Below are 14,658 nucleotides of genomic sequence, written 5' to 3' on the forward strand. Positions count from 1 at the left end.
GCGGTGGTGGCTGTTGTTGCGGGAGCGGCTTCGTCCGCACGGACGGGGCGAGGCCGCCACTGCTTCACAAAGTGCATGCCTCGCAATCGCTGTCCTTCTCGTCGACGGCGCTGGTCGCGGTGGTTGCCGCGATCTCCTGCATGCCGTTGGAGGTCTTCTGGTTCATGTAGTACTTGGACTTCAGCCCCAGCTTCACGCGGTAGAGGTAGTTATCGATCATCTCGGTGGATTCGATGCAGTCGTCGCCGATTACGCGGCGATAGAAGTCGGCCGAGATGCCCTGGTCGGTCCACTTCTGCACGATGGCGTACATCTCGGTGAGGTCGCGTGCGGGAATGTCCCAGGCCGACTGGTACCACTCGCCGATGCTGTCGCCCTCGGGCGCGGCCCAGTAGTTCACCCGGTGGTTGTCGGTCTTGATGAGGGTGAGCTCGCGCACGGGATAGAGCCCGTTGGTGGTGCCCGAGGCGTTGGCGCTGGTTTCGGTGGGCATATGCGCCACCAGTACCGAATTGCGGATGCCGCCATTGGCCTTGATCTCGGCGCGCAACGCCTCCCAGTCGTAGTGCATGCGGAAGTTGCCGAGCTTGTCGATGTTGCCGTTGCAGGTGTCCAGCGGCAGCCAGCCTTCGGGCCAGCGCGTCTTGTGCATCCACGGCGCGTTGCCCAGTTCCTGGCCCAGCCGCAGGCTGGCGCGCAGGAGGTGGTAGTAGTGCCGCTCGGCCACGGCGTGGATGAAGGCCTTGCCTTCGGGCGTCGTGTAGCGCTGGCGGTTTTTCGCCATCAGGTGGGCCAGGCCGAGGATGCCCACGCCGGCATTCAGGCGCCGGCGCGAGGTCACGCCCACCTGCGGCAGCTCGTAGTGCGCGAGGTGGATGCATTTGTCGATCATGAGCAGCGCGTAATAGGCCACTTCGGCGTATTGCTCTTCCGAATCGATGTTGTCCACGCAGATGCCGGCGAGGTTGCAGGTGGCCACCTCGGGCGAGGAGCGCTGGGCGATGCGCTTGACGCGGGCGCCATCGACCACGTCGCCCACGGCGAGATCCTCGGGCCACAGTTCGCCGCGTGCGGTGGCGATGCGCTCGCCGCCCTCGATGCGGCGCGTGTCGCCGGCCTCCGTCTCGAAGGTGACGAAGGAGATGTCGTGCTGCGCATACAGTTCGAGGATGTGGTTGTACGGTGCCGTGGGCAGGGCGATTTCCGAGCACAGGTTGGAGCTGTAGATGGTGTCCTTGAACGGCGTATGCCGGTTCATCTCGGCGATGTTGTGCTCGTAAATGCGCCCGGTCTCGTTCCATTCGTTGCTGGCGGTGATGAGCAGTTCGCGCGCGCTGACAAAGGTCTTGCTGAAGCCCGTGTCCGCCTCGTACTTCCGGTACAGCGCCTCGAAGCGCGTCTCATCGCCGCTGTACAGCGCCTCCTGCAGGTCGGGCGCGGTGTAGCAGTTGAACAGGAACACGTCCTCGTTCAAGGCCACCTTGCGCGCGAAGAAGCGGTTGCCGCCCCAGGAGTAGTCCATGCCGCGGATCTTCCGGTCGGCGGTGGACATCGGGTTCTTCAGCCGCAGCAGAGCATCCACTTCCGGGTCGAAGATCGAGAAGTAGCTGGTGCAGGCGCCGCCGCGGCCGTTCTGCAGGTTGGATTTCACCTCGGCCACCAGGGCGCGGTAATACGGCAGCTTGCCCTGATGGCGGATCACGCCGCCGCGCACCGGGTCGTTCAGCGAGCGCGTCTGCATGTGCGCGCCGATGCCGGCGGACATGTAGGTCATGGTGTTGGCGATGTGGTTGCCCACCGCGATGGAGCGCGCGTTGTCGCCGGTGGTGTACAGGCAGCAGCTGGCGTAACCACGCAGCGGCGTGCCCAGGTTCACATGGTTGGGCGTGGGCGCGTTGATGCGGTTCAGCGACAGGTGTTCGTAGAGGCGTTCCACGTCGTGCATGCGGCGCGCGCGCGGCTGATCCGCCGCCAGCGCCATCGCCATGCGCATGTAGATGAACTGCGGCGTCTCGTGGTGGACGCCGTTGACGCGGTCGGCAATGGCGTACTTGGTGAGGTGGGTGTGCAACTGGTAATGCGCATAGGCGAAGTCGCGCTCGTGGTCGATGATCGCCTCCACCTGCGCGTATTCCGCCGCGGAGTAATCCAGTACTTCCATGTAGCCGAGCTGCTGCAGCTTGCGGTGCAGCGCCTGCACGCTGGGGCGGTCGCGGCCGTACAGATTCTTGCGGATCAAGGTGGCGTAGAGCCGCCCGGCCATGCGGTTGTACGACCAGGTGTCGAAGTGCAGGCAGGTCTTGATGAGTTGTTGCTGCAGCTCGCGCGTGCTGGACGTGCCGGACAAACCGGCCACCGCTTCCAGCACAACCGAAGGCCAGTCCACCGCGTCGCCCAGGGTTTGCGCGGCCCATTCGCCCCACTGGTTGAGCTTGGACGGAGTGAACGGCTCGACGCGGCCGTCGCGCTTGATGATGGTTTCCAGCATGAGGGGTGTCCTTCTTTGAAGCACAGGCAGGCATGACCGGCGCACCGAGGTGGCGGGCCAGTGATGATGAAGGGATGCGGTGGAGCGCCGTCAGCCGGGGGGACGGGCCTGGCTGCGGCGTGACGTGTCAGCGTGGTGGCGCGCGCCCGGGCGCGCGCGGCGCAAGGTGAGCATGAGGTGTGGCATGTGCGTTCCCCGAAGGGAAGCCGAGAGGCGGCTTCTTGACCAGTTGCCTGCTCCCGCGCGCAGGGCCAAGAGGGTTGGGCTTGGCAAGGCAAGCGCGCGCGACCGGGCAGGGCGCCCGATTCGCGACGCGCTCCCCCGCGGAAGCGGTCACCCGCACCGGACGTTCGGCCCGGTGTGTCGGCAGGTCTTCGGACTTTGCGGACGCGGGCCTTGGCCCACCTACTGTGCCTCGCTTCCCGGGTGCTGTGCGCCCAGTGCTTGTAAGGCAGTTCGTTTCCGCTTACCGCTGCGGGGCAGCTCCGGATTCACACCGGATTCCCTTTTCAACCCGGCTGCCGCAAGCGGCCGAGGTACCGACGAGCACAACATATTGGGTCTTGTGGCGTGCGTCAATACCAGAGATGGTCCTTGCGTCACGATGTCGGCGCCATGACGACCGCCGGCATCCGGGGCTTGCCGCAGCGCATCATGGCAGCTATGCTGTGCGCTATTGTATTAACGCATTAGTACATCATGAAACGTAGATCACCTGACGCAACTGCCGTGAATGCCGCCGCGCAAAGCCTGTACGAGGCGCTGCTGTCGCTGAAGAACGCGGAGGAAATGGCCGCCTTTCTCGGCGATCTGTGCACGCCGGCCGAGCTGGAGGTGATGGTGGATCGCTGGCGCGTGGTGCCGCTGTTGCTGGACGGCTTGCCGTATCGGGAGATCCACGAGCGCACCGCGGTCAGCATCACCACCATCGGGCGGGTGGCGCGCTATCTCAACCAGGGCAACGGCGGCTACCTGGCCGCAGCAGCCCGCGCGGCGCGGCGGCAGGCGCAGGCCGCGAGGAAGAAGGCATGAAGCCGCGCGACCGCCTGCGCATCGCGATGCAGAAGTCCGGCCGGCTCACCGAGCCGGCGCTGGAGCTGCTGGCCCGCTGCGGACTCACCTTCCGGCAAAGTCGCGACAAGCTGTTCTGCTTCGGCGAGGGCGAGCCGGTCGATCTGCTGCTGGTGCGCGACGACGACATCCCCGGCCTGATCGCGCAGGGCGTGTGCGACCTGGGCATCGTCGGGCGCAATGTGCTGAACGAATTCCAGCTCACCGCGGGGCGCGAGGCCGAGCCGCTGAGTGAACTGCGTCCGCTCGGATTCGGCCGTTGCCGGCTGTCGATCGCGGTGCCGCAGGAGCTGGACTACCACGGGCCCGGGCAACTGGAAGGCCGGCGTATCGCCACCTCGTATCCGGGCCTGCTGGGCGAATGGCTGCGCACGCAAGGGATCGCTGCCGGCGTGGTGACCCTGGCTGGTTCGGTCGAGATTGCGCCGAAGCTGGGCACCGCCGATGCGATCTGCGACCTGGTGCAGAGCGGTGGCACGCTGGTGGCGAACCAGTTGCGCGAGGCCGACGTGCTGCTGCACAGCGAAGCCGTGCTGGCCGGGCCGCAGGCGCTGCCGGTGGACGAGCGCGGCGACCTGCTGGAACTGCTGCTGAAGCGGCTGGACGGGGTGATCCAAGTGCGCGAGTCGCGCCTGCTGCTGCTGCAGACCTCGCGTCACACGCTGGAAGCCGTCACCCGCCTGCTGCCGGGCGGTCCGCAGCCGACCCTGTTGCCGGTAGCCGGCCAGCCAGATCAATTGATGCTGCAGGCGCTGTGTGCCGGCGAAGTGAGCTGGCGGCAACTGGAAGAGATCAAGAAGGCTGGGGCACGCGAGATGTTCGTGCTGCCGGTGGAGAAAATGTTGGCATGAAGCAGATTGGCATGAAGAGCAGGCTCACATGAAACGTCTGGACTGGAACGCCCTGGATGAAACGGCGCGCCGCGAGGCGCTGGCGCGCCCCGCGCAGTCGCGGGTCGACGAACTGCGCCGCGGCGTCGAGCAGATCATCGCCACCGTGCGCGAAGGCGGCGACACGGCGCTGCGCGAACTGAGCGCGAAGTACGACCGCTGCGAACTGCAGGCGATCGCGGTGGATGAGACCGAATTCGCCGCGGCCGAGGCTTCTCTCGATCCGGCCCTGAAAGCCGCGATCCGCGAAGCGGCAGCGCGCATCGAGGCGTTCCATCGCGCGGCGGCGCTGCAGCCGGTGGCGGTGGATACCGCACCCGGCGTGCGGGTGGAGCGCATGCTGCGGCCGATCGGCCGGGTCGGCCTGTACGTGCCGGCTGGCAGCGCGCCGTTGCCGTCGACCGCCCTGATGCTGGGCGTGCCGGCGCACATCGCCGGTTGCCGCGAGGTGGTGCTGTGCTCGCCGGCGCGCGCGGACGGCCGCTGCGACGAGGCGGTGCTGTACGCCGCGCGCCTCACCGGCGTGCACAAGGTATTCAAGCTGGGCGGCGCGCAGGCGATCGCCGCGATGGCCTATGGCACGGAATCGGTGCCGAAGTGCGACAAGCTGTTCGGCCCCGGCAATGCCTGGGTCACCGAAGCGAAATTGCAGGTGTCGTCCGACCCGGACGGCGCCGCGATCGACATGCCGGCCGGCCCGTCCGAAGTGCTGGTGATCGCCGATGCCGGGGCGAATCCGGTCTTCGTCGCCGCCGACCTGCTGTCGCAGGCCGAGCACGGGCCGGATTCGCAGGTGATCCTGCTGAGTCCGTCGGCTGCGCTGCTCGATCGGGTGGCTGCCGAAGTCGAGCGGCAATGCGCCGAACTACCGCGCGCAGCGATCGCCGCGCAGGCGCTGGCGCAGAGTCGGCTGATCGCGGTCGACTCGCTGGCGCAGGCAGTGGAGGTGAGCAACCGCTACGCCCCCGAGCATCTGATTTTGCAGGTGGCCGCGCCGCGTGCGCTGCTCGACGGCGTCGAGAGCGCCGGCTCGATTTTCCTCGGCCAGTGGGCGCCCGAATCGGTGGGCGACTACTGCAGCGGCAGCAACCACGTGCTGCCAACCTATGGCTACGCGCGCAGCTACAGCGGCGTGTCGGTAGCGAGCTACCAGAAGCAGATCAGCGTGCAGGAAGTCAGCGCGGACGGCTTGCGCAACATCGGCCCGTGCACCGCCACGCTGGCGGCGGCGGAGCAACTGGAAGCGCACCGCCGCGCGGTGACGCTGCGCCTGGAGGCTTTGGCATGAGCGTGCTCGATCTGGCGCGGCCGGAGATCCGCGCGATGCAGCCGTACTCCTCGGCGCGGATGGAGGCCAGCGGCGGCGAGGTGTTCCTCAACGCGAACGAGTCGGCGTGGGCGCCGGTGGGCGACGACGGCCTTGGCTGCAACCGCTATCCCGAGCCGCAGCCCGCCACCCTGATCGACGCGCTGGCGGCCCTCTACGGCGTGCAGCGCGAACAGTTGCTGGTCGGTCGCGGCAGCGACGAGGCGATCGACCTGCTGGTGCGCGCGTTCTGTCGCGCCGGCCGCGACGCGATCCTGATCCAGCCGCCCACGTTCGGCATGTATGCGGTGTGCGCGCGGGTGCAGGACGCGGGCATCGTCGAGGTGCCGTTGACGGCGGACGCCACGCTGGACGCGGATGCGGTGCTGGCCGCGTTGACCCCGGCAGTGAAACTGGTCTTCATCTGCACGCCGAACAATCCCACCGGCCAGCCGGTGCCGCGCACCGACCTGGAGCGGCTGGCGCGCGCGCTGGCCGGCCGCGCGCTGCTGGTGGTGGACGAGGCCTATGTGGAGTTCGCCGACGAAGGCAGCGTGGCCGACCTGATCGACCGCTACGACAACCTCGCCGTGCTACGCACCTTGTCCAAGGCCTGGGCGCTGGCCGGCGTGCGCATCGGCAGCCTGCTGGCGAACGCCGACGTGATCGCCCTGCTGCGCCGGATCATGGCGCCGTACCCGCTGCCGCTGCCGAGCGTGGACGCGGCGCTGCTGGCGCTGTCCGGCTGGGGGCAGGCGAACGCGCGCGAACACCTCGCCGTCGTGCGCGCGGAGCGCGCACGGATGCGCGAGGCGTTGCGCCGGTTGCCCGGCGTGCGCGACGTGCTGCCGTCGCAGGCGAACTTCCTCGCCGTGCGCTTCGACGATGCCGGCGCGGCCTACCGGCGCCTGCTCGCCGCCGGCATCGTGGTGCGCGACGTGCGCCGCTACCCCAACCTCGGCGACGCGCTGCGCATCACCATCGGCACGCCGGCGGAGAATGATCGGGTATTGGCTGTATTGGATGGCTGGGATGCTGCCGAGGGATCGGCATGACTACCCGCAAGATTCTTTTTGTCGATCGCGACGGTTGCCTGATCGAGGAGCCGGCCGACGAGCAGATCGACAGCTACGAGAAGCTAGCCCTGTTGCCTGGCGTGATCGCCGCGTTGCAGCGCTTCGTCGCCGCCGGCTACGAGCTGGTGATGGTGAGCAACCAGGACGGCCTGGGCACCGACAGTTTCCCGGAGCCGCATTTCACCGGGCCGCACGAACTGCTGCTGCGCATCCTCGCCTCGCAGGGCATCCGCTTCCGTGAGGTGCTGATCGACCGCAGTTTCCCGCACGAGGGCCTCGATACGCGCAAGCCCGGCGTCGGCATGCTGCGGCACTACCTCGCCGATGACGGCTGGAGCCGGGCGGTGTCGGCGATGGTGGGCGATCGCGAAACCGACCTGCAGTTCGCCGCGAATCTCGGCGTGCGCGGTTTCCGTGTGGGCCCGCTCGGCACGAGCTGGGATGCATTGGCGCATCAGCTGCTGGATGCGCCGCGCACCGCCACGGTGGTGCGCAACACGAAGGAAACCCGCATCACGGTCAGCGTCGACCTGGATCGGGTGGCCGAGCCGCAGGCGCATACCGGCCTGGGTTTCTTCGACCACATGCTGGAGCAGATCGGCAAGCATGGCGGTTTCGCGCTGGAACTGGCCTGCGACGGCGACACCCACATCGACGAACACCACACCATCGAGGACTGCGCGCTGGCGCTGGGCCAGGCGCTGAAGCAGGCGCTCGGCGACAAGCGCGGCATCGGCCGCTACGGTTTCACCCTGCCGATGGACGAGGCGCAGGCCAGTGCTGCGCTGGACCTTTCCGGCCGGCCCTACTTCGTGTTCGAAGGCAGCTTCCCGCGCGAACGGGTGGGCGAGGTGCCGACCGAACTGGTGCCGCATTTCTTCCGCTCGCTGTGCGAGACGCTGGGCGCGAACCTGCACCTGAGCGTGCGCGGCGACAACGCGCACCACATGGTCGAGGCCTGCTTCAAGGCGGTGGCGCGTACGCTGTGCCAGGCGATCGCACGCTCCGGCAGCGAACTGCCCAGCACCAAGGGCGCGCTGTGATGAACGTGGTGCTGGTCGACGCAGGTGGCACCAACATCGGCTCGGTGCGCTACGCGCTGCAGCGGCTGGGCGTGGACGCTGCGCTGACCTCGGACGCAGCGGCGATCCGTGGTGCCGACAAGGTGATCCTGCCCGGCGTGGGCGCCGCCGGTCCCGGCATGGCGCGGCTGCGCGAGCTGGGTTTGGTCAACGTGCTGCGCTCGCTGGAACAGCCCGTGCTCGGCGTGTGCCTCGGCATGCAGCTGTTGTGCGCGCATTCGGAAGAGGGCGGCACGGAGTGCCTCGGACTGATCCCGGCGCCGGTGCGCCGTTTCACCGATGCGCCCGGCCTGCGCGTGCCGCACATGGGCTGGAATGGCTTGTCGATCCAGCGGGAACATCCGCTGCTGGCCGGGCTCGACGACGGCGAACAGGCCTACTTCGTGCACAGTTACGCTGTACCGACCGGCGACTGGACACTGGCCGACTGCGATTACGGCGACTCGTTCTCGGCGGTGATCGCGCGCGGCAATTTCTACGGCATGCAGTTCCACCCCGAGCGTTCCGCCGCCGTCGGCGCGAAGCTTCTCAAGAACTTCCTCGAACTATGAGTATGAGTGCCACCGGCCGAAAACCTGCTTGTTTGCCGTCATTCCCGCGAAAGCGGGAATCCAGGTTGCTATTGCGCAAGATCGATAGGGATTCCCGCTTTCGCGGGAATGACGGCATGGGAAGTTTCTTCGAGGTTTCCTGGTGACATATTTCGAGGTAATCCCCGCGATCGACCTGCGTGGCGGCCAGGTGGTGCGCCTGAAGCAGGGCGACTACGCGCAGCAGACCACCTATGCGGCCGATCCGCGCGCACTGGCGCGCCGCTATGCCGAGGCCGGCGCGCGCTGGCTGCACCTGGTCGACCTGGACGGTGCGCGCTCGGGCAGCCTGGCCAACCTCGCGGTGATCCAGGCCATCGCCGCCGATGGCATGCAGATCCAGGCCGGCGGCGGCGTACGCGGGGAAGACGACTTGCGCCGGCTGTTCGACGCCGGCGTGCAGCGCGTGGTGCTGGGCAGCGTGGCGATCCGCGAACCCGAACCCGTGGCTGGCTGGCTGGGCAGTTACGGTGCCGACAGGCTGACTCTCGCACTCGATACGCGCCGCCTCGATGGTCGCTGGAGCCTGCCCAGCGCAGGCTGGACCGAAGTCGAAGCGCGCACGCTGGATGAGCTGGCGCCGTGGTACGCCGCGCGCGGCGCGCGCCACCTGCTGTGCACCGACATCGACCGCGACGGCATGCTGGCCGGCTTCAACCTCGATCTCTACCGCCATCTTGCCGCCACGGTGCCGTTGCTGGCCGTGCAGGCCTCCGGCGGCGTGCGCTCGCTGGACGACATCCGCGCCGCGCGCGAAGCCGGCGCGCGCGGCGTGATCCTGGGTCGCGCGCTGCTGGAAGGTCGCTTCACCGTGGCGGAGGCGCTGGCAGTATGAAGTTGACGACGACCTTGCGGGCTTTTCTCCTCCCCCTGCACGCAGGGGGAGGCTGGGAGGGGGTTGGGCTTTTGTGCGCGCAGCGAAGAACACCCCTCCCAAACCCTCCCCTGCTCGCAGGGAAGGGTTTGGATGCGGCGACGGCTGGAGTTGCACGATGCTGAGCCGCCGCATCATTCCCTGCCTCGACGTGCGCGAGGGCCAGGTGGTCAAGGGCGTACGCTTCCGCGACCACGTGGTGATGGGCGAAATCGTCGATCTCGCGCTGCGCTACCGCGACGAAGGCGCCGACGAGCTTGTGTTCTACGACATCACGGCCAGTCCCGAAGGGCGCAGCGTGGATCGCGGCTGGGTCGAGAAGGTCGCGCGGGTGATCGACATTCCGTTCTGCGTGGCCGGCGGCATCCGTTCGGTGGACGAGGCGCGCGAGGTGCTGCACGCGGGCGCCGACAAGATTTCGGTGAACTCGCCGGCGCTGGAACGTCCCGGATTGATCGACGAACTGGCTGCCGCGTTCGGCGTGCAGTGCGTGGTGGTCGGCATCGACTCGCTGCGCGACGCCGACGGCGAGTGGCGCGTGCGCCAGTACACCGGCGACCCTGCGAAGACCCAGGCGCTGCCGCGCCGCACGCTGGACTGGATGGTCGAGGCGCAGCAGCGCGGCGCTGGCGAGATCGTGTTGAACTGCATGGGCAGCGACGGCGTGCGCCGGGGGTACGATCTGGAGCAGCTTTTCGCGGCCCGCGCGCTCTGTCGCGTGCCGCTGGTCGCCTCCGGCGGCGCCGGCGAGCCGGAACACTTCCGCGATGCCTTCGACGAGGCCGACGTGGACGGTGCGCTGGCGGCCAGCGTGTTCCACTCGGGCGCGATCGCGATATCTGCGCTCAAGGAATACCTGCAGTCGCAAGGTGTCGCGGTACGACGTATCCCCTAGCTCGTCATTCCGGCTTTCGCCGGAATGACGAGAGAGCCAAACTTGATCACATGCTTCGACGCGTGTTTGCAGCAGGTATCCCGATGACTGATCCCAATGCCGATTTTTCACGTCTCGACTGGGCCAAGGGCGACGGCCTGCTGCCGGCGGTCGTGCAGCACTGGCTCAGCGGCGAAGTGCTGATGCTCGGCTACATGAACGCCGAGGCGCTGGCGCAGACGCAAGCCAGCGGCCAGGTCACCTTCTACAGCCGCAGCAAGCAACGCCTGTGGACCAAGGGCGAAAGCTCCGGCCACGTGCTCGCGCTGAAGTCGATCCGCACCGATTGCGACGCCGACACCCTGCTGATCCAGGCCGCCCCGCACGGGCCGACCTGCCACCTCGGCACCTCCAGCTGCTTCGGCGAAGACCCGCGCCCGCCGCTGGGCTTCCTCGCCGAACTCGATGCGCTGGTCGCGCGGCGTCATGCCGAGCGTCCGGAGGGCAGCTACACCACGAAGCTGTTCGACGGCGGCATTCGCCGCATCGCGCAGAAGGTGGGCGAGGAAGGCGTCGAGACGGCGCTGGCCGCTGTCGCGCAGGGAGATGCAGAATTGCTGGGCGAGGCGGCCGACCTGCTGTTCCATCTCACCGTGGCGCTGCGCGCGCGCGGACTTGGCCTGGCCGACGTCGCCCGCGTGCTGGCCGAACGACATGCGCGGCGTGGATGAGCCGGACTAGCGGGGCGTGGCGACGGATGCGTTGCCGGCCGGCAACGGGCTGAACGGCAACGCCGGTCCCGGCGTGAGCCCCTTGCGCCACAGGGCGAGTTGCTCGGTGATGCCGCTGCCGATGTCGATCTGCGGTTCCGAGGGGGTGAGCTTGCCCTGCCGCTCCCACTGGCTGATTTCGCCGCTGGCCCGTTTGAACGCATCTGCAAAGTTGTCGGTGCGGTTCAGCGCATCGACCAGCCAGGCCTTGCCGAAGTAGGTGATGTCGGAATCGCTGCCGCAGCCGAACGAGCTGCGGTCGGCGCGGGCGGCGGTGAGCACCAGGGTGCCGGGGCCGCGCAGCGGCGGCACGAAACCGCCCGAGTAGCAGGCGTTGACCACCACCACCTTCCACTTGAACGGGTGCATGGCCAGGATGCCGGCCAGGTCGCTGGCGCCGAGCTGGTCCAGCGGCAGCGGGTCCATGTCGAGCAGGAGGTCGTGGTTCTCGCTGCCGTGGCTGGTGAAGTACAGCAGCAGGATGTCCTGGTCTGGTTGCATCACCTTGCCCAGGCCTTCGAGCGCGGTTTCCAGGTTGCTCCAGCTGGCCAGCGGCCGGGTGGTCAGGCTGGCCGGGTTGTTCTCCAGCACCAGGCTGTGCGCGCTGGCGCCGAAGCGTTGCGCGAACAACCGCGCGGCGTACTCGGCCTCATTGCGGAATACGTCCTCGCCACCGTCGCCGGCGAAGGCGAGCAGGTACAGGTTCGGCTGGCCAGGTACGCGCGGGCCGAGTTGCGCCAAGGCGTCGCGCATCATCCGCGGCTGCGCATACAGCACCTGTTCCGGGGTGGGAGCCTGGCTGGGCCAGCGGTCGGCATCGGCGTCGTCACTCGGCGCGGCTTCTGCCGCGGCGCTGCCAGGTGCCGCGGCGACGAAGTGGTCGGCACTGGGTGCCGTGGACTGGCTTGGCCACCAGGTCGCCAGCAGCACCCCGGCGGCAAACGCGAGCAGGACGGTCAGGATGCTACGCATGGCGGGGGCGCGTGCGGCGGCTTCACGGCGTGATCGCGTCGAAATCGCGATAGACCGCATGGCGCGGCGCATCGGGCAGCGCCTGCGGCTCGCGCACCAGCCAGCCGGTGTGGAAGCCGGCCGCCTGCGCGGCGTCGAGTTCTTCCACGATGTCGGACAGGAACAGCAGGTGGCGCGGCTGCTCGCCGATGGCGTCGGCGATGCGCCGATAGGATTCGACCTCGCGCTTCGGGCCGGTCTCGGTATCGAAGTAGCCGGCGAACAGCGCGCCCAGGTCGCCGGCCTCGCTGTGGCGGAAAAACAGTTTCTGCGCCGGCACCGAGCCGGAGGAGTAGACGTACAGGCGCAGTCCGTCGGCGCGCCAGTCGCGCAGCCGCGCGGCGACTTCCGGATAGATGTGCGCGCGGTAGTCGCCGGCCTCATAGCCGTCCTTCCAGATCATGCCCTGCAGCGCCTTCAGCGCGGTGGACTTGCGGTCCTGGTCGATCCACTTGAGCAGCAACTCGATGACGTCCTGGCGATGGGCCTCCACCAGCCCGGCCTCCAAGGCAGCTTCGTGCAGCCAGTGCTGCACCTCGGGCTTGTCGCCGTGGGTTTCGACGAAGGCCGGCAGCCGCTTGCGCGCGTAGGGGAACAGCACCTCGCGCACGAAGTCGATCGAGCTGGTGGTGCCTTCGATGTCGGTGACGATGGCGCGGATTTCGATCATGGATTCGGGATCCGGGTTCGGGAAGAGCATCGCCCGCGAGCGGGCTCCTACACGGCAGGCGCCATGCGCGGGAAGCGCTCGGCGATCGTGTCGCCGGTGAAGTTGGCTACCCAGCCTTCCTTGTTGGTGAACAGGCGGATCGCCACGAAGTAGGGCGCTTCGCCCATGTCGAACCAGTGCCGGGTGCCGTCGGGCACGCCGATCAGGTCACCCTGCTCGCACAGGATGTCGTAGACCTTGCCGCCGAGATGCAGGGTGAACTGGCCGGAGCCGGCGACGAAAAAGCGCACCTCGTCTTCGCTGTGGGTGTGCTCGCTGAGGAACTTCTGGCGCAGCGCGGCGCGGTCAGGGTGGTCCGGGGTGAGACTGATCACGTCCACGGCCTGGTAGCCCTCCTCGCCCATCAGCCGGTCGATGTCGCCGCGGTAGGCGGCGATCACCTCGTCCTGGCTGGCGCCCGGGATGATCGGCTGGCTTGCTTCCCACTGCTCGAAGCGGACACCGGCCCTGGCGAGTTCCGCGACGATCGCGGCGTGTTCGTCGATCACCGTCAGCGGCGATTGCGGTCGGGTTTCGTCGAAGATACGCAGGCGGCTCATGATGCCCTCAGTCTTTTCAGGTCAAGTTCGCAGCCGAGCAGGAACTCCAGCGCTTCCAGATGGCGCCGGGTCTCGGCCATGTCGCGGCCCCAGGTGTAGATGCCGTGGCCGTCGATCAGGTAGGCATGCAGCGGCTTGCCGGTGTCCAGCCAGGCGTCGACCCGGGCCACCAGCTCGGGCATGTGCTGGGTGTTCGGGAACACCGGGATCTCCAGCACGCTTTCGTGGGTGTGGTAGCCGGCGATCGCCTTCTGCAGTTCCCAGCCCTGCAGGCGGATCACCCCGTCGGCGGCGAACAGCCGCGAGGCCACGCTCTGCACGTGCGAGTGGGTGTGCAGCACCACGTTCATCTCCGGCCAGCGTCGGTAGATCTGGGTGTGCAGCGCCGTTTCGGCGCTGGGGCGGGCGTCGGTGCCGACCGCATGGCCGTCCAGGTCGATCAGCATGATGTCGCCGCGGCCCAGCCGGCCCTTGTGCCTACCGGAGACGGTGATCGCCGCGTGGCCGGCGTCGACCCGCATGGAGAAATTGCTGCTGGTGGCCGGCGTCCAGCCCATCGCCGACAGCTCGCGTGCGGCGTCGGCGATGGCGTCGGCGCAGCGTTCGAACACGCTGGCGGGGATCGCAGCTGGCAGGGTCTGGCTCATGCGGTTTGGACGTCCAAATGGACGTTGACTATACCATGTGCTGCTGTGCGACCGTGCTGTAATGAGATCCATTCTCGCAAGTCAGGGAAGATTTGGACGGCGGGCGTACCATCGGCGAGGATCCGGCGCGGGGTGTGCCGGACAGATTCCGACGGAGGCTTGCCCATGTCGAAAGAACAAGATATCGAATCACGTCGCCGGTTCCTCAAGGTGGCTGCCGGCACCACGGCAGCTGCCGTGGTCATGGGCAGCCTGCCGCGCTTTGCGCGGGCGGCGGATCTGCCGGCACTGAGCGAGTCGGATCCGACCGCGAAGGCGCTGGGCTACGTGGAGGATGCCACCAAGACCACCAACGCGAAGCACAAGGCTGGCGACGACTGCACCAACTGCCAGTTCTACAGTGGCGGCGCCACCGGCCGCGGCCCGTGCCAGTTGTTCCCGGGCAAATCGGTGAATGCGAAGGGCTGGTGCGTGTCGCACACGCCGAAGAAAGCCTGATCGCGTCAATCCAGAGGCTTGTATCGAAAGGCCGGCGTATCGCCGGCCTTTTCGTTTCTGCGGGCGAGACGTGTTACGCGGGCAAAAGTGCGGCCCGGACACACCAGGCTGAGGAGCTACCCACCTGACGCGCCGAGCCGCGATCCGGGGCCCACTGCCAAGTGATCAACCCGCGGACTGAGGATGATACTACCGAGTTCGCCGAATGGGCG

General features: G+C 67.9%; 15 protein-coding genes and 1 riboswitch. Of the genes, 10 read left to right on the forward strand and 5 right to left on the reverse strand.

What is annotated here, in order from left to right; all coding sequences use genetic code 11:
- Positions 1–64 precede the first annotated feature (64 nt).
- Positions 65–2,488 (reverse strand): ribonucleoside-diphosphate reductase subunit alpha, encoded by a 2,424-nt coding sequence (locus LRK53_RS08445; protein WP_051257564.1) that lies wholly within the window; start codon positions 2,486–2,488, stop codon positions 65–67.
- A 348-nt stretch (positions 2,489–2,836) separates the two neighbouring features.
- A riboswitch (cobalamin riboswitch) is annotated at positions 2,837–3,047 on the reverse strand.
- 140 nt (positions 3,048–3,187) lie between these two features.
- Here LRK53_RS08445 and LRK53_RS08450 point away from each other — a divergent pair.
- From LRK53_RS08450 to hisIE, 9 genes are all read left to right on the forward strand, one after another.
- Positions 3,188–3,520, forward strand: coding sequence for a YerC/YecD family TrpR-related protein (locus tag LRK53_RS08450; protein ID WP_027492654.1), 333 nt, complete (start codon positions 3,188–3,190; stop codon positions 3,518–3,520).
- Entirely contained in the window at positions 3,517–4,410 is an 894-nt protein-coding gene (gene hisG / locus LRK53_RS08455; RefSeq protein ID WP_027492653.1) for an ATP phosphoribosyltransferase, read from the forward strand. Before LRK53_RS08450 ends, hisG begins: the two co-directional genes overlap by 4 nt.
- A 28-nt stretch (positions 4,411–4,438) precedes the next feature.
- Positions 4,439–5,737, forward strand: coding sequence for a histidinol dehydrogenase (gene hisD / locus LRK53_RS08460; RefSeq protein WP_027492652.1), 1,299 nt, complete (start codon positions 4,439–4,441; stop codon positions 5,735–5,737).
- Entirely contained in the window at positions 5,734–6,810 is a 1,077-nt protein-coding gene (gene hisC, locus LRK53_RS08465; protein WP_027492651.1) for a histidinol-phosphate transaminase, read from the forward strand. Before hisD ends, hisC begins: the two co-directional genes overlap by 4 nt.
- The gene (gene hisB / locus LRK53_RS08470) at positions 6,807–7,874 is read left to right on the forward strand and encodes a bifunctional histidinol-phosphatase/imidazoleglycerol-phosphate dehydratase HisB (RefSeq protein ID WP_027492650.1); all 1,068 of its coding nucleotides are present in this window, start codon (positions 6,807–6,809) and stop codon (positions 7,872–7,874) included. Before hisC ends, hisB begins: the two co-directional genes overlap by 4 nt.
- On the forward strand, positions 7,871–8,464 hold the full coding sequence (hisH, locus tag LRK53_RS08475) for an imidazole glycerol phosphate synthase subunit HisH (RefSeq protein WP_235642630.1): 594 nt from the start codon (positions 7,871–7,873) through the stop codon (positions 8,462–8,464). Before hisB ends, hisH begins: the two co-directional genes overlap by 4 nt.
- A gap of 142 nt (positions 8,465–8,606) precedes the next feature.
- Positions 8,607–9,338 (forward strand): 1-(5-phosphoribosyl)-5-[(5-phosphoribosylamino)methylideneamino]imidazole-4-carboxamide isomerase, encoded by a 732-nt coding sequence (gene hisA / locus LRK53_RS08480; protein ID WP_027492649.1) that lies wholly within the window; start codon positions 8,607–8,609, stop codon positions 9,336–9,338.
- Positions 9,339–9,495: 157 nt separating this feature from the next.
- A complete protein-coding gene (hisF, locus tag LRK53_RS08485) occupies positions 9,496–10,272 on the forward strand; it encodes an imidazole glycerol phosphate synthase subunit HisF (RefSeq protein WP_027492648.1) in 777 nt (258 codons plus the stop codon).
- An 83-nt stretch (positions 10,273–10,355) separates the two neighbouring features.
- Complete coding sequence (hisIE, locus tag LRK53_RS08490) at positions 10,356–10,982, forward strand: bifunctional phosphoribosyl-AMP cyclohydrolase/phosphoribosyl-ATP diphosphatase HisIE (protein WP_027492647.1); 627 nt, start codon at positions 10,356–10,358, stop codon at positions 10,980–10,982.
- Positions 10,983–10,988: 6 nt separating this feature from the next.
- Here hisIE and LRK53_RS08495 read toward each other — a convergent pair whose 3' ends face one another.
- The 4 genes from LRK53_RS08495 to LRK53_RS08510 are packed head-to-tail and all read right to left on the reverse strand — an operon-like array spanning position 10,989 to position 13,948.
- Complete coding sequence (locus LRK53_RS08495) at positions 10,989–11,993, reverse strand: C13 family peptidase (protein ID WP_027492646.1); 1,005 nt, start codon at positions 11,991–11,993, stop codon at positions 10,989–10,991.
- A 22-nt stretch (positions 11,994–12,015) separates the two neighbouring features.
- On the reverse strand, positions 12,016–12,702 hold the full coding sequence (mtnC, locus tag LRK53_RS08500) for an acireductone synthase (RefSeq protein ID WP_027492645.1): 687 nt from the start codon (positions 12,700–12,702) through the stop codon (positions 12,016–12,018).
- 47 nt (positions 12,703–12,749) lie between these two features.
- The gene (locus tag LRK53_RS08505) at positions 12,750–13,301 is read right to left on the reverse strand and encodes a 1,2-dihydroxy-3-keto-5-methylthiopentene dioxygenase (RefSeq protein WP_027492644.1); all 552 of its coding nucleotides are present in this window, start codon (positions 13,299–13,301) and stop codon (positions 12,750–12,752) included.
- Complete coding sequence (locus LRK53_RS08510) at positions 13,298–13,948, reverse strand: methylthioribulose 1-phosphate dehydratase (protein WP_027492643.1); 651 nt, start codon at positions 13,946–13,948, stop codon at positions 13,298–13,300. The genes LRK53_RS08505 and LRK53_RS08510 overlap by 4 nt, the downstream gene beginning before the upstream one ends.
- Positions 13,949–14,113: 165 nt before the next feature.
- Here LRK53_RS08510 and LRK53_RS08515 point away from each other — a divergent pair, with 165 nt between their 5' ends.
- Entirely contained in the window at positions 14,114–14,446 is a 333-nt protein-coding gene (locus LRK53_RS08515) for a high-potential iron-sulfur protein (protein WP_027492642.1), read from the forward strand.
- Positions 14,447–14,658: the final 212 nt, after the last annotated feature.

Origin of the sequence: Rhodanobacter thiooxydans (genome assembly GCF_021545845.1) — a bacterium.
Lineage (GTDB): Bacteria > Pseudomonadota > Gammaproteobacteria > Xanthomonadales > Rhodanobacteraceae > Rhodanobacter.